This is a genomic window from Rhodanobacter sp. FW106-PBR-R2A-1-15 (assembly GCF_058789735.1).
Genome location: NZ_JBYTEM010000008.1, coordinates 78,198 through 99,150 on the forward strand (window position 1 = coordinate 78,198; position 20,953 = coordinate 99,150).

13 protein-coding genes are annotated in these 20,953 nt (G+C 67.9%); 8 read left to right on the forward strand and 5 right to left on the reverse strand.

The window, feature by feature from the left end; all coding sequences use genetic code 11:
- Window positions 1-134: 134 nt before the first annotated feature.
- Both AC3WTD_RS06600 and AC3WTD_RS06605 read right to left on the reverse strand, forming a co-directional pair.
- Complete coding sequence (locus AC3WTD_RS06600) at window positions 135-1,538, reverse strand: C40 family peptidase (RefSeq protein WP_492613289.1); 1,404 nt, start codon at window positions 1,536-1,538, stop codon at window positions 135-137.
- Between the two features lie 26 nt (window positions 1,539-1,564).
- Window positions 1,565-2,722, reverse strand: coding sequence for a DUF819 family protein (locus tag AC3WTD_RS06605; RefSeq protein WP_492613290.1), 1,158 nt, complete (start codon window positions 2,720-2,722; stop codon window positions 1,565-1,567).
- A 160-nt stretch (window positions 2,723-2,882) separates the two neighbouring features.
- Between AC3WTD_RS06605 and AC3WTD_RS06610 the strand changes: the two genes are divergently transcribed.
- The 8 genes from AC3WTD_RS06610 (at window position 2,883) to AC3WTD_RS06645 (ending at window position 14,893) form a co-directional block, all read left to right on the forward strand.
- Window positions 2,883-4,409, forward strand: coding sequence for a transglutaminase-like domain-containing protein (locus AC3WTD_RS06610; protein ID WP_492613291.1), 1,527 nt, complete (start codon window positions 2,883-2,885; stop codon window positions 4,407-4,409).
- 58 nt (window positions 4,410-4,467) lie between these two features.
- On the forward strand, window positions 4,468-7,464 hold the full coding sequence (locus tag AC3WTD_RS06615; RefSeq protein ID WP_492613292.1) for a TonB-dependent receptor: 2,997 nt from the start codon (window positions 4,468-4,470) through the stop codon (window positions 7,462-7,464).
- A gap of 152 nt (window positions 7,465-7,616) precedes the next feature.
- A complete protein-coding gene (gene lysA / locus AC3WTD_RS06620; RefSeq protein ID WP_492613293.1) occupies window positions 7,617-8,852 on the forward strand; it encodes a diaminopimelate decarboxylase in 1,236 nt (411 codons plus the stop codon).
- A complete protein-coding gene (locus AC3WTD_RS06625) occupies window positions 8,849-10,060 on the forward strand; it encodes a dipeptidase (RefSeq protein ID WP_492613294.1) in 1,212 nt (403 codons plus the stop codon). Before lysA ends, AC3WTD_RS06625 begins: the two co-directional genes overlap by 4 nt.
- 277 nt (window positions 10,061-10,337) lie before the next feature.
- Complete coding sequence (locus AC3WTD_RS06630; protein ID WP_492613306.1) at window positions 10,338-11,885, forward strand: serine hydrolase; 1,548 nt, start codon at window positions 10,338-10,340, stop codon at window positions 11,883-11,885.
- Between the two features lie 143 nt (window positions 11,886-12,028).
- Window positions 12,029-12,724 carry a M15 family metallopeptidase gene (locus AC3WTD_RS06635; protein ID WP_027492279.1) on the forward strand — a complete coding sequence of 232 codons (696 nt, stop codon included), beginning with the start codon at window positions 12,029-12,031 and terminating at the stop codon, window positions 12,722-12,724.
- Window positions 12,725-12,902: 178 nt separating this feature from the next.
- Window positions 12,903-13,931 (forward strand): serine hydrolase domain-containing protein, encoded by a 1,029-nt coding sequence (locus tag AC3WTD_RS06640; RefSeq protein ID WP_235642668.1) that lies wholly within the window; start codon window positions 12,903-12,905, stop codon window positions 13,929-13,931.
- Window positions 13,932-14,122: 191 nt separating this feature from the next.
- Complete coding sequence (locus AC3WTD_RS06645; protein ID WP_235642402.1) at window positions 14,123-14,893, forward strand: N-acetylmuramoyl-L-alanine amidase; 771 nt, start codon at window positions 14,123-14,125, stop codon at window positions 14,891-14,893.
- 10 nt (window positions 14,894-14,903) lie between these two features.
- On the opposite strand, the gene AC3WTD_RS06650 is transcribed toward AC3WTD_RS06645, so the two are convergent.
- From AC3WTD_RS06650 to AC3WTD_RS06660, 3 genes are read right to left on the reverse strand one after another with little or no spacing between them, the layout of a single operon-like run.
- Window positions 14,904-18,023: an efflux RND transporter permease subunit gene (locus AC3WTD_RS06650; protein WP_492613295.1), complete on the reverse strand. Its 3,120-nt coding sequence runs from the start codon at window positions 18,021-18,023 to the stop codon at window positions 14,904-14,906.
- Complete coding sequence (locus tag AC3WTD_RS06655) at window positions 18,020-19,144, reverse strand: efflux RND transporter periplasmic adaptor subunit (RefSeq protein ID WP_235642403.1); 1,125 nt, start codon at window positions 19,142-19,144, stop codon at window positions 18,020-18,022. The genes AC3WTD_RS06650 and AC3WTD_RS06655 overlap by 4 nt, the downstream gene beginning before the upstream one ends.
- Before the next feature lie 37 nt (window positions 19,145-19,181).
- On the reverse strand, window positions 19,182-20,726 hold the full coding sequence (locus AC3WTD_RS06660) for an efflux transporter outer membrane subunit (protein ID WP_492613296.1): 1,545 nt from the start codon (window positions 20,724-20,726) through the stop codon (window positions 19,182-19,184).
- Window positions 20,727-20,953: the final 227 nt, after the last annotated feature.

Here is a 20,953-nt window from a genome sequence, read left to right on the forward strand (position 1 = left end):
GACGTGATTCCCGCGCAAGCGGTAGATGCTTTTTCAACAGCGAAGCTGGGCATCCATCCTGCTCCGGACCGGGAAGGCAAAGTGGATTCCCGCTTGCGCGGGAATGACGCCGCGAGAGAGGGGATGGGTTTCCGTCATGGGCGGATGCGCACGATGCTGGTCATGCGCTCGACATAGCTCTGCTGGTCGTTGAACAGCAGCGGCAGCAGCGGCGTCACCGACACCGCGTTGAGCTTGACCCGCGCCTTGCTGCCGTCGGCCTTGCGGTAGCTCATGCCGGTGGTGTCGTGGATCACGTACGGCTGGCCGTGCAGGTGGCCGATCACCATCATCACGTGAGCTGGGATGTAGACCAGGTCGCCCACCTCGAGCGCCTGCACGGCCGCGATGCGCGCCTCGCGGCTGTCCTTCGTGGTGAACGCGCGGTGCTCCAGCGCGGGGCTGATCGCCTGCCTGCTGGTATTGCGCGGCATCTCGACGCCCATGCTGCGGTACACATCGGAGACGAAGCCCGAGCAGTCGCGGCCGTCGTAGGCGTGGCCCCAGCCATAGCGCTCGCCGAGGAACTTGAACGCCTGGCGGATGATGTTGGCGTGGGTCAGCGGCAGGTAGTCGGCGGCGGTATCGGTGTTCTTCTGCAGCAGCGCCGGGGTGAACGCCAGCGTGCCGTCAGCCTTGCGCAGCGGCAGCTCGAGCACGTGCGCGGTATACGGCGTCTGGCCGTTGACCGGCTGGTCCGGCGGCAGGTCGGTGACCAGCGGTATGCGCGTACCCATGTCCAGTTGCAGCTGCGATACCGCCGGCTGCTCGCGGGTAAACACGGTGTGCTCGGTGGCGCCGGTGATCACCCGGTATGGCGTCTTGTCGGCGTAGCCAAACACTTGCGCAGCACTACCTTCGGCCACGTTTTCCTTCCCGGTCCACGCGGCGTAGCGGGGGCTGACCACGAACAGCCACCGGCCGTCGGCGCTGGCGTGCACGATCGCCACCGGCGTGCCGGGGAATTCGGCGGTCTCCTGGAAACGGTCGATGTCGGTGTCGCCCTTCTCGCTGAATACGCGCAGCGCGGTGGGGAACGTGCGCAGCGCAGCGCGGCGCACCACCAGGCCGTAGCGTGTCGGCTGCTGTGCGGGGATCGCGCCGAGGGCGAGGTTGCCGACCATGGCGTCCAGCGTGGCGGCCGGCACCGGCTGGCCGTCGACGTCGAACAGCGGACGGTCCGGTCGCTCGGACAACGCCGTGATCCAGCCGGCGACCTGCTCGCGACTCAGCGTTTTCGGCAACGCGCGCAGGTCGTGCATCGACGGATCGACCTGCAGCAGCTTCGCGTTCTGCGCCTCGATCGCCGCGCGGTCGAGGATCACCCGGTCGGGCTCGGCCTGCAGACCGATCCAGAACGTGGGGGTGAGCTGCGCCTCGCCGACGCCTAGCACGCCGGACGGCGGCACGGTCAACGCATCGTTCGCCGCGCGCGCCTGCAGCGGTGCGCCGGCGAAGGCGAGCGCGAGTACGGTGGCGGCAAGCAGGGGAATTCGCATCGTCTTGGTCCTATGTTGAAACCGCGTCACGGGCCGGCCAGCGCCGACAACACCATCGCCACCACCAGCCCGAAGCCGGTACCCAGGATGTAACCGAGCAGCGCCAGCAGGATGCCGACCGGCACCAGTGCGGCCGAATAGCTCGCCGCCAGGATCGGCGTGGCCGCCACCCCGCCAATATGCGCCAGCGAGGAGATCCCGCACAGGTACAGGTCGAAGCGGAACAGTTTGGCGAAGCCGACCAGCAGCACCGCGTGGATGGCGATGATGGTGACGCCACACAGCAGGTACAGCGGCGCCGCGGCGATGCCTTCGAAGTTGCTCTGCGAGGCCAGCACCGCTACCACGCTGATCAGCATCGCGCTGGAGATCGTGCTGGCGCCGGGGAACTCCGCCAGCGGCGTGTGCGCCGCCACCAGACCGAAGCCGGTAGCCAGCAGGATGGTCCAGGTGGTCGCGCTGACCATGCCGGATACCGGCAGCCAGTCGGCCAGCCAGCCCGCCAGCGCCGCCGCCGCCAGCGCCATGCCCAGCCACAGCAGCACGCTGTCGTAGGTGGTCGGCGCCTTGGTCTTCGCCGGCGCCAGCGGGATGTCGCCGCTGGATACCGCCCGGGTCCAGCGGTTGAACGCCGGCGCCAGTCGCGCCACCGAGAACAGCACCACCACCCACATCGAGTAGCCGAGCGCATCAGTCAGCAGCGACATCGCCAGATAGGTATCGGACATGCCGATCGCCTGCTTCACCGCGATCATGTTCGCGCTGCCGCCAACCCAGCTGCCGGAGAGCGCGGCCAGCGGCTGCCAGGCGTCGCCGGGCAGCCAGTGGCGGTAGAGCAGGTAGGTGGCGATGAAGGCCACGAACAGGCTGAGCGAGGTGCAGGCGAACACGCCGAGCACGCGCGGTCCCAGCCGCCAGATCGCGCGCAGGTCGCAATTGATCATCAGCAGGAACAGCAGCGCCGGCACCAGGTGGGAGACCAGCATCGACTGCGCCGCCTTGATCTCCGCGTTGACCTGCCACAGCCCGGACACCGCCAGCGCGGTGACAAACAGATAGGTCAGCACGATCGGCGGCAGCACCGAAAACACCTTCCAGCCGAAGCGGCGTTCGATCGCCGGAAACAGCCCGGCGATCAGCAGCATCAGCGCCAGGTAAGGCCAGACCGTATGGATCACTTGCATCCCCTCGTGGATCGTTCGCGGGTATTCGCAGGCTGGCCGGCTTCCGCCATCAAGGAATAGTTGATTCTTCTTTAATATTCAAGAAGCATAAATTATTGACCGGCATTTGCAAGCGTGTTACACAGCGGTTTCAGGGGATTCGTTGCGGGGACGTTTGTCGATGGATACGTTGCTGCCTGTCGCACCGGGAATATGCCGTCGCACTCGCGGCCTGCGCCTCGCTGCGCCCCTGCTCGCCCTGCTGCTCGTCGTGCCGTTCGCGCATGCCGAAAACAACAAAGACGGCAAGGCCGTCACCCCCATCATCGCCCAGATCGACGCCGGCCACTTCAAGGCCGCCGAAGCGGCGATCGCCGACGCACTGGCACAACCCGGACTGACCGCCGGCACGCGCGACGCGCTCGCCTTCCAGCGCGAACGCATGCGCCGCATCCTGCTCGACTTCACGCTGAGCGCCGACGATGTCGAGGCGCGCGTGCACAAGCAGATCCCCGACCTCACCGATGCCGAGTTCGCCAAATGGGACGCGGCCGGCCTGTTCGAACATCAGCTGATTGACGGCCGCACGCTGTACTTCAAGCGCGCGCCCGGCAACCTGTTCCGGCTCAGCCCCGAAGCGGTGGCGCGGCGAGCGGTGCGGACGCCGATCAGCGACGGCCCGATGGAAGTGCTGAACGACCACCAGCGCGCGATCTACCAGGCCGCGCTGGCCGAACACAAGAGCAGCGTGCTGCCGCAGCGCCTGCGCATGACGCAGACGCTGAGCATCGACGCCGACGCGGTGCCCGCCGGCGAGACGGTGCGCGCATGGATCCCCTACCCGCAGGCGGTGCCGGGCCAGCAGGAAGACATCCGCTACGTGGCCAGCATGCCGGCGAAACACGACATCGCGCCGGCGTCGGCGCCGCAGCGCACGGTGTACCTGGAAAAGCCCGCCGTGGCCGGGCAGAAGACGGTGTTCTCGGTCACCTACGAGCTGACCCTGCTGGCGCAGTACCACGCGCTCGACCCGGCCAAGGTCACCGCGGAAAAAATCACGCCGGAACTGGCCCCGTTCGTGGCCGAGCGCGCGCCGCACATCGTGTTCACCGACGCGATGCGCGCGTTCTCGCGCAAGGTCGTCGGCGACGAGAAGAACCCGTACCGCATCGCACAGAAGCTGTTCGCCGCGGTCGACCGCATCCCCTGGGCCGGCGCGCGCGAGTACTCGACGATCTCCAACATCAGCGACTACGCGCTGCACGCCGGCCACGCCGACTGCGGCCAGCAGACCCTGCTGCTGATGACCCTGCTGCGGCTCAACGGCATCCCCGCGCGCTGGCAGTCGGGCATGGTCTATTCGGACGACGGCAGCCGTTACAGCAACATCCACGACTGGGGCTACCTGTACCTGCCGCCGTACGGCTGGGTGCCGATGGACGTCACCACCGGCCGCCTGCAGCCGAAACCCGGCGACGACCAGGCGCTGGAGTGGTTCTACCTCGGCGGCCTCGACAACTGGCACATCGCCTTCAACGACGACTTCGGCCGCCACTTCCAGCCGTCCAAACGGCACTTCCGTTCCGACGACGTGGACTCGCAGCGCGGCGAAGCCGAATGGCGCGGCGGCAACCTTTATTTCGATCAACTGGATTACGACTTCGACTGGCAGGTTCTGCCAGCGGCGCAGGGACGCAGCAGCAACTAACCAACCAGCAGCTTTTCATGAACATGGCATCGACGGCGTCGATGGGGGAGATGGGGACATGAGCAATACCCGGACATTGCGCAGGACCGTACTCGGCACGGCGCTCGGAATGGCACTGGCCGCCTTCGGCGGACCGCAGGTGTACGCAGCCAACAACGACGGCTCGGTGGCCGGCCGCACCCAGGCCGGCGCCACCGTGGTCGTGACCAATCCGGCCACCGGCCTGACCCGCACGATCACCGCCGACAACGACGGCAACTACCGCTTCCCGTTCCTGCCGGTGGGCCAGTACACCATCAGCGCCAGCAGCAGCGGCCAGCCGGTGGGGCCGACGCGCAACGTCACCGTGGCGCTGGGCACCACCACCACGGTGGACCTGGGCGCGGCGAACGCGACCAGCCTGGCCACCATCAACGTCACCGGCTCGGTGCTGCCGGTGATCGACGTGAGCTCCACCGAGTCGGCCACCATCGTCTCGCGCGCCGAACTGGCGCGCCTGCCGGTCGACCAGAACGTCACCTCGGTGGCCCTGCTGGCCCCCGGCGTGGTCAAGGGCAACGCTGCCTTCGGCGGCATTTCCTTCGGCGGCTCCTCGATCGCCGAGAACGCGTTCTACGTCAACGGCCTCAACGTCACCGACTTCTACAACCGCAACGGTTTCTCCGAGGCACCGTTCGCGTTCTACGACCAGTTCCAGGTCAAGACCGGCGGCTACTCGGTCGAGTTCGGCCGCACCACCGGCGGTGTGGTCAACGCGGTGGTGCGTTCGGGCTCCAACGAATTCAAGGGCGGCATGGAGATCACCCTGGAACCGGGCAACTGGCATTCGCGCGCCGATGACCACTACGACGCCAGCGGCCGGCGCTACCTCACCGCCAGCCGCGACCAGGACTCGCTGGTGAAGACCAACGTCTGGGCCTCCGGCCCGATCGTCAAGGACAAGCTGTTCATCTTCGCCATGTACGAGGCGCGCGGCAGCAGCCCGCGCAACACCAACAACGCCGGCACCACGCTGACTTCCAACAACTCGCACACCGGCTTCTGGGGCACCACCATCGACTGGAACATCACCGACAGCAACGTGCTGCAGCTGATGGCGTTCTCCGACAAGAACAAGAACACCGGCGACGTCTACGGCTACGACTACGACACCAACACCACCGGCACCCGTACCAACCAGGTCTTCACCGACACCGGCGGCAAGAACTGGGCATTGACCTGGACCAGCTACCTCACCAACGACCTGTCGATGAAGCTGATGACCGGTCGCAACGAGCGCGAGGCGTTCACCCACTCGCAGCTGGACATCGACTGCAACTACGTCGCGGCCAACAACGCCTTCAGGCGGCTGCACGACCCCGGCGTGCGGCTGGGCTGCACCAGCAGTTCCTCCGTGTACAAGCGCAACGACACCCGCAAGCAGGCGCGCGCCGACTTCGAGTGGACGCTGGGCGACCACCTGCTGCGCTTCGGCTACGACCACGAGAACGACACCTCCGACTACAGCCGCCACTACGCCGGACCGGGTGCGTACTACTACAACCTGTACGCCGCCAGCGCCGGCTCCACCATCTCCAACGGCGGCGTGGTGCCGGCCGGCTACGACGCCTACGTGCGCGCGCGGCGCTATGAGATCGCCGGCACCTTCACCACCAAAAACGCCGCGTACTACATCGAGGACAACTGGCAGCTCACGCCCAACCTGGTGATCAACGCCGGCGTGCGCAACGACAGCTTCGACAACCAGGACGCCGCCGGCCGCAGCTACATCAAGATGAGCCGGCAGATCGCGCCACGGCTGGGCTTCTCCTGGGACATGAAGGGCGACGGCAGCACCAAGCTGTTTGGCAACCTCGGCCGCTACTACCTGCCGGTGGCCAACGTGATCAACATCAAGCAGGCCGGCGGCCTGCTCGACGAGCGCACCTACTACGCGTTCGCCGGCTGGGAGTACAAGACCCTCAACGGCGTGCAGTACGCTGTCCCGAAGCTCGGGCCGCAAATCGGCGCGGTCGACAATTCGCAGGGCGACGGCACCGTGGGCGACCTGCGTTCCGAGGTCGACAAGAACATGGACCCGGTCTACCAGGACGAGGCGATCCTGGGCTTCCAGCAGCTGATCACGTCGCAGTGGTCGTGGGGCGTCAGCGCCACCTACCGGCGCCTGCACAACGCGATCGACGACATGGAGATCACCGCCACCCCGCAGTGCGGCGGCAACGGCTACATTGGCTGGGTGATGGCCAACCCAGGCAAGAACGTCACCGTGTGGGGCGACACCCACTGCACCGGCACCGCCGACGGCTGGGTCACCATCGATACCTCCAAGCAAGGCTGGGCGATGTACGACGCCTCCGGCAATTATCTCGGCCAGCGCGGCTGGGTGAAGCCGAAGCGAACCTACGCCGCCGTCGAGCTGCAGTTGAACCGCGCGTGGGACGAGAAATGGGCGATGAACGCCTCGTACACGATGTCGTGGAACCGCGGCAACGCGGAAGGCCCGGTCAACTCGGATACCGACTTCGACGACACCGGCCGCACCGAGAACTTCGACGATCCGTGGGTGAACCTGGGCGGCAACGGCTACCTGCCGAACGACCGCCGCCACCAGTTCAAGCTGCGCGGCACCTATGCGCTCACCCCGCACTGGCAGCTGGGCGCCGATGTGAACGCCGCCTCCGGCGGCCCGATCACCGGCTTCGGCGTAGGCAACCCCTACGACGCCACCAACTACCACAGCTACTTCATCTGCGTGCAGAACTGCGACTCGCCAGTATCCGAGAACCGCGTCTACCAGCGCTCGCCGCGCGGCAAGTACGGCCGCCTGCCGTGGACCTTCACGCTCAACGCCGGCATCAGCTACATCCTGCCGTTCGAAGGCGGCGAGTTCCGGGTCAAGCTGGCCGTCTACAACCTGCTCAACCAGAAGCACACCACCGCGGTGGACCAGGACCTGCAGACGTCCATCTCCAACTCCACCAGCGACACCTTCCGCCAGCCGCTGGGCTTCCAGTCGCCGCGGTTCACCCAGCTGACGATGTCCGTCAACTTCTGATCGGCCTCCCCCGGTCGTGGCCCGCGCAATTGGCGGGCCGCTTTTTTTCCGGCGCCACCGCACCAGCCACCGATAGCGAACCCATGCACACGCAGACGACGAACCGCCCGGCAGCGCGGGAAACCGCCCGGGAAACGGACGGTGCCCCCGGCATGTTCGACGGCGTCGACCTGCGGCAACTGGCCGAACGCATCGCCACCCCCTTTCATGCCTACTCCGCCAGCGCGATCCGCCAGCGCATCGACGAACTCCAGGTCGCGCTGGCCGGCCTCGACGCCGCCATCTGCTTCGCGGTCAAGGCCAACCCGAACCTCGCCATCCTGCAATTGATGGCGAACGCCGGCGTCGGCGCCGACATCGTCTCGGTCGGCGAACTGCGCCGCGCGCTCAACGCCGGCATCCCGGCCGAGCGCATCGTGTTTTCCGGCGTCGGCAAGAGCGCCGACGAGATCGCCGGCGCGTTGAACGTCGGCATCATGCACTTCAACGTCGAATCGCTGGACGAGTTGCACACCCTGCAGCGCCTCGCGAAAGCGCAAGAGGTGACCGCGCGCGCCGCAGTGCGCATCAACCCCGACGTGGACGCGCAGACCCATGCGAAGATCTCCACCGGCAAATCGGAAAACAAGTTCGGCGTCAGCATCGACGAGGCACGCCGCTGGTTCGCCGGCCGCAAGGCGCTGACCCACGTGCAGCTCGACGGCCTGCACGTGCACATCGGCTCGCAGATCCTCAGCCTCGACCCGTTCCGCCTCGCGCTGCAGCGGGTCGCCGCGTTCTGGCGCGAACTCGAACAGGCCGGCCATCCGGTCAACAGCATCGACGTGGGCGGCGGTCTCGGCGTGTGCTACCGCGCCGGCGTGGACCGGCCACTCGCTGCCACCGATTACGTCGGCGTGATCCGCGCCGCGCTGGCCGGCTTCCGCGGCCGCCTGCTGCTGGAGCCGGGCCGCTGGCTGGTGGCCGAGGCTGGCGTGCTGCTGACCCGCGTGCTGCGCATCAAGCAAGGCGCCGAGCGGCGCTTCCTGGTGCTGGACGCGGCGATGAACGATCTGCAGCGGCCCAGCCTGTACGACGCCTGGCACGACATCGTGCCGGTCGCGGACGAACCGCGCCCGCCGGCTACCTACGACATCGTCGGCCCGGTCTGCGAAACCGGCGATACTTTCGCTCGGGCGCGCGAGCTGCCCGAGTGCTCGGCGGGCGACCTCTTGCTGATCAGGGCCACCGGCGCGTACGGTGCGTCGATGGCGTCCAGCTACAACTCGCGGCCGCTGGCGGCCGAGGTCCTGCTCGACCAGGGCCGCTATGCCGTGGTGCGCCGTCGCCAGCACTTCGAGGAAATGATCGCCGGCGAGCAGCCGGCGCGGAACTGGGAAACCGCATGAACCTGACCGTCCGCCTCGCCCTTCTCGCCGCCCTGGCCTGGCCCGCCGCTTCGCCGGCGCAGGCCGCGCAGGACCCACCGGTCACCATCGACACCCACGTCGACATTCCGTTCAACTACATGGCCGAGCCGCGCTTCGACGTCGGCAAGGACACCCGCCTGCTGGTCGACCTCGGCAAGATGGAGCGCGGCGGCCTCAACGCGGTGTTCTTCGTGGTGTGGGTGCCGCAGCACGCACTCGACGCCGCCGGCTACGCCAAGGCGGTGCAGCAGGCCAGCCAGAAGTACGACGGCATCGGCCGCATGCTGATGATGTATCCCGACCGCATCCGCCTGGCCACCACACCGGAGCAGCTCGTCGCCAACCACAAGGCCGGCCTGCTCTCGGCCACCATCGAGATCGAGAACGCCTACTCGCTCGGCCACGACCTCCGCCGCCTCGACGCCGCGTTCGATCGTGGCGCCCGTTCGGTCGGCCTGGTCCATGTCGGCAACAACGACCTGTGCACCAGCTCGCTGCCCGACACCGAACACGGCGAGCCGGCGATGAACAGCGCCGGCGACCAGGGCATGAGCGCGTTCGGCCGCGCCGTGGTGAAGCGCGCCAACCAGCTCGGCATGCTGGTCGACATCTCGCACGCCTCGGACAAGTGCGTGCGCGATGCGCTCCAGGCATCCGCCGCCCCGATCATCGCCACCCACTCCGGTGCCCGCGCCGTGCTCGACCACCCGCGCAACCTGCCCGACGAGCTGCTGCGCGCGATCGCCGCGAAGGGCGGCGTGGTGCAGGCAGTGGCGTACAAGGAATTCCTGAAGCACGACCCCGGCCGCGAGGCTGCCGAGAAGAAATTGCAGGAGGCCGTGGCCAAACAGGCCGGCGAGAAGGCATACGACAGCGACAACGACGACTACCGGCCCGAGATGGAAGCAGGCATGGCCGAGATCCAGAAGACCTACCCGCTGGCCACGCTGGACGACTACGTGAAGCAGATCCGGCACATGGTGAAAGTGGCTGGCATCGACCACGTCGGCCTCGCCTCTGACTTCGACGGCGGTGGTGGCATCACCAGCTGGAAGGACGCCAGCGAAACCCGCAACGTCACCGCTGCGCTGCGCAAGGCCGGCTTCAGCGACGCCGACATCGCCAAACTGTGGGGCGGCAACCTGCTGCGCGTGTGGGGCGAGGTCGAGCGGCATGCGCAACATTGACGCCGCGCACTTTCTGCTCCCTCCCCTGCATTGCAGGGGAGGGTTGGGATGGGGTGCTCTCCCGCACGCCCGGGCCACCCCTTCCCTGCCTCCCCCTGCAAGCAGGGGGAGGAGTCAGAAGCGCAGCGCCGACGCTCTGCTCCCTCCCCTGCATTGCAGGGGAGGGTTGGGGTGGGGTGCTCTCCCGCACGCCCGAGCCACCCCCTCCCAACCTCCCCCTGCAGGCAGGGGGAGGAGCCAGAAGCATTCGCTCCCTCCCCTGCCACGCAGGGGAGGGCTGGGGTGGGGTGCGCTTGCCCTTCTGCTCCTGCTCGCACCGTTTGGCACCAACGCCCGATCCGCCAACCGCATCTATGACCCCATCGTCGACGCCGTCGTCGCCCGCTATCACCTGCCCGGCATCGCCGTCGGCGTGATCGAGAACGGGCAGGTCGTCTATATGCGCACCGCCGGCGAGACCGTCGCCGGCTCTGGCCAGCCGGTCACCCCGCGCACGCTGTTCAAGATCGCCTCCAACAGCAAGGCGATGACCACCGCCCTGCTCGGCCGGCTGGTCGACCAGGGCAAGCTGCGCTGGGACGATCCGGTGACGAAGTACCTGCCGCAGTTCCGCATGCACGACCCGTGGGTCACCACGAACATGCGCGTGGCCGACCTGCTCACCCATTCCAGCGGCCTGCCCGAGGGCGGCGGCGACCTGATGCTGTGGCCGGAGCCGAATGCGTTCACCCGCGCCGACATCATCCACGGCCTGGCCTTCATCAAGCCCAGCTACAGCTTCCGTGCGCAGTACCAGTACGACAACCTGCTCTACGTGGTGGCCGGCGAAGTGGCCGCCGCCGCAGGCGGTGCGCCGTACGAGACGCTGATGCGCCGCGAGGTGTTCGCGCCGCTGGGGCTGGACCGCTGCCAGGTCGGCGCATGGAACCGCGACGCGGTCGGCGACGTGGCCGCGCCGCACCGTCGCGACGGCAAGCGCAATGTGGCGATGCCCGAGGCCGCGGCAATCCCCGCGATCACCTCCGCGGCGGCCGGCGGCATCCGCTGCGGCCTCACCGACATGCTGAGCTGGGCGCGCAACTGGCTGACACCCACCCACGCGCAGCTGCAATGGCTGTCGCCGGTGCAGCGCGAAGTGCTGCAGGCGCCGCACATGCTGATCCCGATTTCCGAACAGCGCCGCGCCTGGGATAACACGCACGTGATGGCCTACGGCTACGGCTGGCGCATGGCCGACGTCGACGGCCAGTGGAGCGTGTGGCACACCGGCACGCTGAACGGCATGTACTCGATGCTGGCCCTGCTGCCCGACCGCGACGACGGCTTCGTGTTCATGATCAACGGCGACGCGGACGAAGCGCGCACCGTGCTTGGCGAAGTATTGATGAAGCACTTCACCGCGCCCGGCGACGATCGCGGCGTGGACTGGTACGCCGATGCGCTGGCGCAGCGGGCGAAGCAGCGGGCGCCGTCGTCGTCCGCGCCGGATACCTCGGCGCAGCGGCCAGCCTCGCCGGCCGAACTGGCGCACTGGAGCGGGCAGTATCGCGACGCGTGGTTCGGCGACGTCACGCTATGCCCGCGCGATGGAACGATGCATTTCGCCGCCGCGAAGTCGCCGACACTGGCCGGCACGGTGATGCGCCTGGGCGATCGCTACCTGGTGCACTGGGACGATTCGGCCAACCTCGACGCCTGGCTGGATTTTCGCGCCGTCAGCAACGACCAGCCGATCGCCCTGCGCATGGCCAAGCTCGACCCGCTGGGCGACTTCAGCTCCGATTATGAAGACCTCGACTTCCGCCGCGTAGGACGCTGCCCATGATCACCCACTCACTAGTGACGCCCCGTAGGAGCCCGCTCGCGGGCGATGCTTTTGCTCTCACGAATCCCGAATCCCATATCCCAAATCCCGACCCCAAGAGCATCGCCCGCAAGCGGGCTCCTACGACAGCTTGGTGTCTGTTCGTGCTCGCCTGGCTCGTCGCCTCCGGTGGCATCGCCCGCGCGGAGCAGCCACCCACCCTGTCGCCCGTCAGGACGGCCGCTGCGGCGAACCTCGTCGACATCCGCATGCTGGTGCCGGACATCGCCGAAGACATCAAGTACGCTGGCCACAACAACTTCGTGGGTGCGCCGGTCGATGGCTACCTGGCACCGAAGTGCCTGCTGCTGCGCCCGGTCGCCGAAGCGCTGGCGCGGGTCGAGCGCGAGCTGCGCACGCAGCAGCTGCGCCTGAAGATCTGGGACTGCTATCGCCCGGCCCGCGCCGTGGCGCATTTCGTGCGCTGGGCGCACGACCTCAACGACCAGCGTACCAAGCCGCAGCACTATCCCACGCTGGACAAGTCGAAACTGCTCGGCGATTACATCGCACCGGTCTCCGGCCACAGCCGCGGCGCCACCGCCGACCTCACCCTGCAGCGCTGCGCCGCCGACGGCACGCACTGCACGCCGCTGGACATGGGCACCGATTTCGACTTCTTCGACGTGCGCGCGCACACCGATGCGCCCGGCATCACTGCCGCGCAGCATGCGAACCGTCTGCTGCTGCGCGATGCAATGGAGCGCGAGGGTTTCCGCAACTATGCGCTGGAGTGGTGGCATTACACGCTAACGCCGGAACCCACGCCGCACACGCTGTACGACGTGCCGGTGCAATGACGCCGTACCCATCGAAACTCCCCTCTCCCCGTGGGAGAGGGGTCGGGGGAGAGGGTCCGGGCGGAGCCGAGCACCGCGGCGATCCCGCACCCTCACCCCAACCCCTCTCCCGACGGGAGAGGGGCTCAAACCAAAGGCACGGAGCCTTGCCATGCGTCTCGCCACGATCTTCGTCTCGATGCTGTTCTGCGCCGGCAGCGCTGGCGCATCGACCGCCGATGCCATCCGCCACGCCGATCAGTTGATGCAGAAGTACGCCGGCGACGTGCCCGGCGCCTCGCTGCTGGTGCTCAAGGATGGCAAGCCGATCGTGCGCCGCGGCTACGGCCTGGCCAATCTCGAAGACCGCGAGCGCGCCACGCCGGCCACCAACTACCGGCTCGCCTCGGTGAGCAAGCAGTTCACCGCCGCGGCGATCCTGCTGCTGGTCGAGGACGGCCACCTCCACCTGGACGACCCGGTGCAGCGCTGGCTGCCCACGCTGCCGCAGACGACGGCCGCGGTCACGCTGCGCCAGCTGCTCGACCACACCGGCGGCCTGGTCGACTACGAGGACCTGATCCCGCCCGGCACCACCGCCCAGGTCAGCGACGACGACGTGCTGCGCCTGCTCTCCGCCACGCCGAGGACCTACTTCGCGCCGGGCAGTGCCTACCGCTACAGCAACTCCGGCTACGTGCTGCTCGGCCTGGTGGTGGAACGCGCCTCCGGCATGAGCCTGCCGCTGTACCTCAAGCAGCGCATCTTCCGGCCGCTGCACATGGACCACACCCTGCTCTACGAGCACGGCAAGGGGCCGGAAGTGGCGGACCGCGCCTACGGCTACAGCGAGGAGCACGGCCACTGGACGCGCACCGACCAGAGCATCACCAGCGCCACCCGCGGCGACGGCGGCATCTACTCCTCGATCGACGACCTGGCCAAGTGGGACGCCGCCCTGTACGACGACCGCCTGCTCAGCGCCGCCTCGCGGCGGCTGGCCTTCAGCCCGCACGTGAAGGTCACCGGCGAACCGTACCAGGCCAGCTACGGCTACGGCTGGCGCATCACCGGCGACACACTGTGGCACTCCGGCGAAAGCATCGGCTTCCGCAACGTGATCGTGCGCTGGCCGCAGCAGCGCCTCACGGTGATCCTGCTCAGCAACCGCAACGACCCGGAGCCTTACCGCACCGCACTGGCGATCGCCGAGCCCTATCTGCATTGACCGCTGCCATCACTTTCGCCCACCTTCACCGTCATTCCAGCGAAAGCCGGAGACGCATTTCAACAGTCGTAGGCTGGTCATCCAGTGATATATGCGTGCGAAGCACACGAAATGGATTTTGAGTACTTCGCACGAGTCACCCGACTGGATTCCGGCGTTCGCCGGAATGACGAGCCATCAAGCCCAACGCCATGTGCCCGACACTCCCTGCATTCCGCCTTCTGCACATCGTTGGCCTGCTGATCCCGCTCGCCCTGCTCGCCGCCTGCGCCCCGCTGCCGCCGCGCAACCCGCTGGCGACCTGGGTGCCATCGCCGAACCACGACATCCGTCGGCCGGTGCTGATCGTGCTGCACTACACACAGCAGCAGTCGGTGCAGCAGAGCCTGGACACCCTGCGCTCGAGCAACAGCATGGGCCCGGTCAGCGCGCATTACCTGATCGGCGCCGACGGCCACATCTACCAGCTGGTGCCCGACCAGTGGCGCGCCTGGCAGGCCGGTCCGGGCCGCTGGGGCACCATCACCGACCTCAACTCCGCCTCGATCGGCATCGAGCTGGACAACGACGGTGCCACGCCGTTCGCCCAGCCGCAGATCGACGGCCTGCTGCGCCTGCTCGCCGACCTCACCACGCGGCTGCGCATCCCGCCCACCCAGATCATCGGTCATGAGGACCTCGCCCCCGGCCGCAAGGACGACCCCGGCCCGCTGTTCCCGTGGCAGCAGCTCGCCGCCGCCGGCTACGGCCGCTGGCCACAGGGCGAACTGGTCGAGCCGCCCGCCGGCTTCGACCCGTGGATGGCGCTGGGCCTGGTCGGCTACCCGCTGGACGACCGCCCCGCTGCGGTGCGCGCGTTCCACCACCACTTCCGCGGCATGCAGGGCGACACGCTGGACGACGAAGACCTGCGCATCCTGTACAACCTGGCGCAGCGGATCGTGGGCGGCAGCGGGAACTGAGCCACCCCGGCTACACCTCCAGGCGGTCGTCCGGCCGCGCCACGATCGCGTACAGCGCCGGCATCAGGAACACGCTGATCAGCAGGCGGGTGAACAGGCCGCTGACGATGACCAGCGCGAACGGCCGCTGCGTGTCGGTGCCGACGCCGGTGGCCAGCGCCGCCGGCAGCAGGCCGAGCGCGGCCACCAGCGCGGTCATCATGATCGGACGCAGGCGCAGGATCGCGCCTTCGCGGATCGCCTCGGCCACGCCGACGCCGTTGCGGCGCAGCTCGTTGACGTAGGAGATGTACACCACCGCGGTCTGCACCGAGACGCCGAACAGCGCGAGGAAGCCGATGCCCGAGGACACCGAGAACGGCGTGCCGGTCAGCCACAGCGCGATGATGCCGCCGGCCGGCGCGGACAGCACCACGCCGAGCACGGTGATGAAGGGGAACTTGAAGTTGCTGTACAGCGCGAACAGCAGCAGGAAGATCAAACCCACGGTGAGCGGCACGATCAGGTTCAACTGCGCGCGCGAGGCGGTGTATTCCTTGTACTCGCCGCCCCAGTCCAGCCGGTAGCCCTGTTGCAGCTTCACCTTCGCGTCGACCTGGGCGATCGCATCCTCCACCGCGCCGGCCAGGTCGCGGCCTTCCACCGAGAACTGCACGCCGATATAGCGCGAGTTGTCCTGCCGGTAGATGAAGGAGGCGCCGTTGGTCACCCGGATATCGGCGAATTCCTTCAGCGGCAGCTGCTGGCCGCCGGGCGTGGCCACCAGGATGTTGCCGATCGCCTCGGCGTTGTCGCGGAACGGCTGGTCCAGCCGCACGACCAGGTCGAACTGCTTCTCGCCCTGGATCACCTGGGTGGCCACGTCGCCGCCGATCGCGGTCTGGATCAGACCGTTGATGTCGTCCACGTTCAGGCCGTAGCGGGCGATCACCGCGCGGTTGATGGTGATGCTGAGGCTGGGCTGGCCGAGCTCCTGCACCAGCGTCACGTCACGGATGCCGCGCACCTGTTCCAGCACGTGTTTGATCGCCTTGCCCTTCGCCTGCAGCGTGTTCAGATCGGTGCCGAACACCTTCACCGCCAGCGCGCTCTTCAGGCCGGTCTCGGCCTCGTCCACCGCGTCCTCGGCCGGCTGGGTGTAGTTGAAGCTGATGCCGGGGAAGACTTGCAGCTTGCGGTTGATCGCTGCGATCAGTTCGGCCTTGTCGTGGTACGCGCCCTTCCACTGCGCGTACGGCTTCAGGCCGACGTAGAACTCGACGTTGAAGAAGCCGGTGTGATCGGTGCCATCGTCGGGCCGGCCCAGCTCCGAGGCAACCGTGGTGACCTCGGGGAACGAGCGCAGGATGGCGCGGATCTGTGGCGCGATTTTCGCCGACTCGTCGAACGAGATGGTGTACGGCATGGTCGCGCGCACCCACAGCGCGCCCTCGTCCAGGTGCGGCATGAACTCCGCGCCGATGCGCGGCACCAGCAGCAGCGACAAGCCCAGCAGCAACGCCGAGACCGCCGTGGTCAGCCATGCCCGGGCGAGGCAGAAATCCAGACCCTTGGCATAGACCGACCTGATCGCCTCGAACATGCGGTTGCGCCGCTCGCGTACGCCCTTGCGCATCAGCCACGAACACAGCACCGGCAGCAGCGTCAGCGTAACGGCGAGCGAGCCGACCAGCGCGAACACCATGGTGTCCGCCATCGGCTTGAACAGCGTGCCGGACGGCCCGGACAGCACGTAGATCGGCAGGAAGCTGACCACGATCACCGCCACCGCGTAGAACAGCGGGCGGTCGACCTCCGCCGCCGCGTCGCGGATCACCTCGACGACGTTGAACTTCGTGCCCGCGCGATCGGCGAGCTGGCGATGGATGTTCTCCACCATCACCACCGCCGCGTCGACCAGGATGCCGAAGTCGATCGCGCCGATCGACAGCAGGTTGGCCGAGGCGCCCTGCAGGTCCAGCCCGATGAAGGCGACCAGCAGGGACAGCGGGATGGTGACCGCCACGATCAGCCCGGTACGCACGTCGTACAGGAAGAAGATCAGCACCACCACGACCAGCAGCATGCCGCGCAGCAGGTTGTCCCTGACCACCTGGGTGGTGATCGTCACCAGGTCGCTGCGGTCGTAGAACGGGTGGACCTTGATGTCCTTCGGCAGGATCTGCTCGTTGAGCTCCTGCGTCTTCGCCTCGACCCGCTGCAGCACGTCCTGGGTCTTCTCGCCGGTGCGCAGCGAGATCACCCCCTCGACCGCGTCGTTCTGCTTCTCGTAACCGAACAGGCCCAGCCGCGGCGCGATGCCGATGACCACGCGGCCGACGTCCTTGACCAGCACCGGATTGCCGTCGTGCACCGCCAGCACCACATTGCCGATGTCCTCCAGCGTGCGCAGCCGGCCCACGCCGCGCACGTAGTAGAACTGGCCACCCTGCGAATAGAAGCCGCCGCCGGCGTTGGCGTTGTTGGCGGCCAGCGCGGCCTGCACCTGCGTTGCGCTCAGGCCGACGCCGGCGAGTTTGGCCGGGTCGAGCAGCACCTGGTACTGCATCGTGCCGCCGCCGAAGCCGGAGTCGTCCGCCACGCCGGCGACCGCGCGGTACTGCGGCTCGACCACCCAGTCCTCGAACGTCTTCAGCTCCATCGGCGAACGGTCGGAGCTCTGCAGCACGTAGCGGTAGATCAGCCCCGACGGCGACGACAGCGGCGACACCGACGGCTTCACGCCGTCAGGAAGCTCGAGACCACCGAGCCGATTGAACACCTGCTGCCGCGCGAAATAGTTGCCGGTGCCGATGTCGAAGGTCAGCGTGACCACCGACAGGCCGTACAGCGAGATCGAGCGGACGTTGGCGGTCTTCGGGATACCGGTCATGCCGCGCTCGGCCGGCACCGTGATCAGCCGCTCCACTTCCTCGGCGGTATGCCCCGGCCACTGCGTGACGATCTCCACGCTGGGCGGCGACAGGTCGGGGTAGGCATCCACCGGCAGGCGGTGCAGCGCATGCACACCGGCGCCGATCAGCACCAGCACCAGCAAGGCGACCAGGAAGCGTTGCGCCAGCGAGGCACCGACGATGCGATTCATCAGCGAGGCCGCACGCGACGGCATGGGCGGCAGCGGGTCGCTCATTGGTTCTGCATGAACTGCACGAAGATGCCGCCGTCGACCACGATTCGGTCGCCCGGCCTGAGGCCGTCGCTGACCAGGTAGTCGTCACCCGTGCGCGAACCCGTCGTGACGTGCCGCCGCGCGAAGCTGCCGTCGGCCTGGGCGAGATAGACGAACGGCAGGTTGTCGTCGTCGCGCAGCAGCGCCGACGCCGGAACCAGCAGGCCCTTGCTGGCCTGGCGCGACTGGATCCGCACGCGCACGTACATCTGTTTGCGCAGCGCGCCCTGCGGGTTCGGCACCACGATGCGCGCGGCAATCGCACGAGTGTTCGGGTTCACCACCGCGGCGATGTTGTCCAGCGTGCCCGCCAGCTCGCCACCCGCTGCAGCCTCGGCCTGCGCCGGGTCGCCGACCCGGATTCCGGCAAGCTCCGCTGCCGTCACCTGCGCCATCACCCACACCTTGGACAGGTCGGCCACGGTGAAGCACGGCGTCGTGCCCGCCTGCAACAGCTGCCCGGGGCTGATCAGCTTTTCCACCACGGTACCGGCGACCGGTGCGCGGATGATGCCCTGCGTGCGCGCCACCGTGCGGCCGGACTGGATCGCCTCGATCGTGCCGGCGTCGACATGCAGCGCCACCAGCGCCTGCAACGCTGCATCGCGGTCGGCTTCGGCGCTGGCGGCGTCGGTCTGCGCCTGCTCGGCCTCGCGCCGCGATACGCCTTGGTGCTGCAGCAGGTCCTGGTCGGTGTCGGCCAATTTGCGGGCGTTGCGCGCACTGGCCAGTGCCTTGCGATAGGCGCCGATCGCGGCGGCGAAGTCCGGCGAGTCCACCAGCGCCAGCGGCTGGCCCTGGTGCACCTGGTCGCCCGGCGCCACCAGCACGCGCAACACCGGTCCGGAGAACGGCGCGAGCACGCCGGTCGCCTGGTCGTTGTCGAAATCCACCACGCCGGTGGTCTCGATCGCGCGATGGAAGCTGGCCGGCGCGACGGTGAACAGATGGATGCGCTGGCGCTGCGCCGGCGTCATCGTCACGTTCTGCGGCGTGTCGGATGCCGCAGCGTGTTGCGCTTCGGACCTGGAGGAACAGCCGGCCGCAGCAAGCACCGCGCCCAGCGCGAGCGCGAATGCCACAGGACGCCACGGTATCCGGCACGACGCCGAAGATGATCTACTTTTCATCGCTGTCCCGGTCTGCCTTGGCGTGATCCGAATCGGAGGGGCGTGGCTGCGTCGCTGCGGAATGGGCCTGCGCGCCGTCCGCGGCGTTCCACCAGCCACCGCCCAGCGCCTGGAACAGCGCCGCGGTGTCGGCGTAGCGGCTGGCCTGCGCCTGCACCAGCGCGATGCGCGCCTGCTGGTAGCCCTGCTCGGCACCGAGCAGCGACAGGTAGCCGGCATAGCCGTCCTTGTACTGCCGCTGCGACAGATCCAGGGTGAGCTTCGCCGCCTGTGCGGCGCTGCTCGCCGCCTGCAGGCCTTCGGCGTCGTGCTGCAATGCGGCCAGCGTATCGGCCACATTCTGGAACGCCGTCAGCACCGTGCTGCGGTATTGCTCGGACGCCTGCACGTAGGCCGCCTTGGCGGCGCGTTCCTGGTGCAGCAGGCTGCCGCCGTGAAAAATCGGCGCGGCGATATCGGCACCGATGCCCCAGAAGCCCGTACCGCTCTTGAACACCTGGCCGATCGCCACCGCGGTGCTGCCCGCGTTCGCGGTCAATGAAACATTCGGCAACCGATTCGCGATCGCCACGCCGATATTGGCGCTGGCCGCATGCATGTTCGCCTCGGCCTGGCGCACGTCCGGACGCTGTGCCACCAGCCTGGATGGCAGGCTCAGCGGCAGTTGCTGCGGCAAGTGCAGGCTGGCCAGATCGAATGCCGGCGCCGGCGCCCCACTGGGCAACCGCCCGGCCAGCACCGCCAGCAAATCGTTCTGCTGATCCAGTCGGGTCAGCAACGGCGGCAGCGTGGCCTGCAGCTGAGCCAGCTGCGATTCCTGCGCGGCGAGGTCGAGCCGGTCGGCATACCCCTTGGCCAGCTGGTAGCGCAGGATGTCCACCATTTTCGAGTCGATCGCGATCAGCTCGCGGCTCGCGGCGATCTGCTCCCGCAACGAGGCCTGCTGCACGGCCGCCGCCACCACGTTGGTACTCAGCGTGATGCGGGCGGCGATCATCTGGAAACGCACGAACTGCTCCTGCGCCTGCAGCGACTCCACCGTGCGCCGGTTCAGGCCGAACAGGTCCGGCGCATACGAAATGCTGAGCTGCGGAGTGAAGAAGCTGTACAGATACTCCTGGGGTACCACCGGATAGTTCGGCCCGGGCGCAACCTGCTGTGATTGCTTCTGGCGGGTAGCCGAGAAGCCGGCGTTGACCGCGGGGTAGTAGGCACCGCGCTGCGCCCGGGCATTCTCGTGCGCCACCGCCAACGCTGCCTGCGCGGCCTTCAGATCGGAGTTGTGCGCCAGCGATTGTTCGATCAGCGCATTGAGCTCGGTGGAATGGAACAGTGTCCACCACTGCGCGGGAATGTCGGCGTCCAGGACGAAGCGCTGCGGCTGCCCGCCCGCGACATCCGCACCGGCGGTGGTGGTCGGCAGCGGGGCGGCGGTCAGGCGGCCGACTGCGGGTGCGGCCGGCCGCTGAAAATCCGGCCCCACCGCGCACCCGGCGAGACCCAGCACGACGACAGCCGCAAGCAGACGCCACAACGGCAACCACGCCGTGGATCGCAATGAGCGCGCTCGCCCGATCATCGCAGCCATCATGTCGACGGTGCCGGCAAGCACTCGAACCACGGGTCGTTCATGCGGGCGCGTCTTGGCGAGAAGATCGGAGACGCAACGATATAACGTACCAATTCGCCGCAAAACCCTGCAAGAAATTGCGTTCAACGATGTGCTGGCAACCACGGGGTCCGACGCGCAGGCCTGCTCGT

What these genes read in the sequence shown, in the direction of transcription:
- AC3WTD_RS06625 (WP_492613294.1), top strand. Translation starts at nt 8,849, where the DNA reads ATGAACCTGACCGTCCGCCTCGCCCTTCTCGCCGCCCTGGCCTGGCCC.
- AC3WTD_RS06610 (WP_492613291.1), top strand. Translation starts at nt 2,883, where the DNA reads ATGGATACGTTGCTGCCTGTCGCACCGGGAATATGCCGTCGCACTCGC.
- lysA (WP_492613293.1), top strand. Translation starts at nt 7,617, where the DNA reads ATGTTCGACGGCGTCGACCTGCGGCAACTGGCCGAACGCATCGCCACC.
- AC3WTD_RS06645 (WP_235642402.1), top strand. Translation starts at nt 14,123, where the DNA reads ATGTGCCCGACACTCCCTGCATTCCGCCTTCTGCACATCGTTGGCCTG.
- AC3WTD_RS06615 (WP_492613292.1), top strand. Translation starts at nt 4,468, where the DNA reads ATGAGCAATACCCGGACATTGCGCAGGACCGTACTCGGCACGGCGCTC.
- AC3WTD_RS06600 (WP_492613289.1), bottom strand. Translation starts at nt 1,538, where the DNA reads ATGCGAATTCCCCTGCTTGCCGCCACCGTACTCGCGCTCGCCTTCGCC.
- AC3WTD_RS06650 (WP_492613295.1), bottom strand. Translation starts at nt 18,023, where the DNA reads ATGAGCGACCCGCTGCCGCCCATGCCGTCGCGTGCGGCCTCGCTGATG.
- AC3WTD_RS06605 (WP_492613290.1), bottom strand. Translation starts at nt 2,722, where the DNA reads ATGCAAGTGATCCATACGGTCTGGCCTTACCTGGCGCTGATGCTGCTG.
- AC3WTD_RS06640 (WP_235642668.1), top strand. Translation starts at nt 12,903, where the DNA reads ATGCTGTTCTGCGCCGGCAGCGCTGGCGCATCGACCGCCGATGCCATC.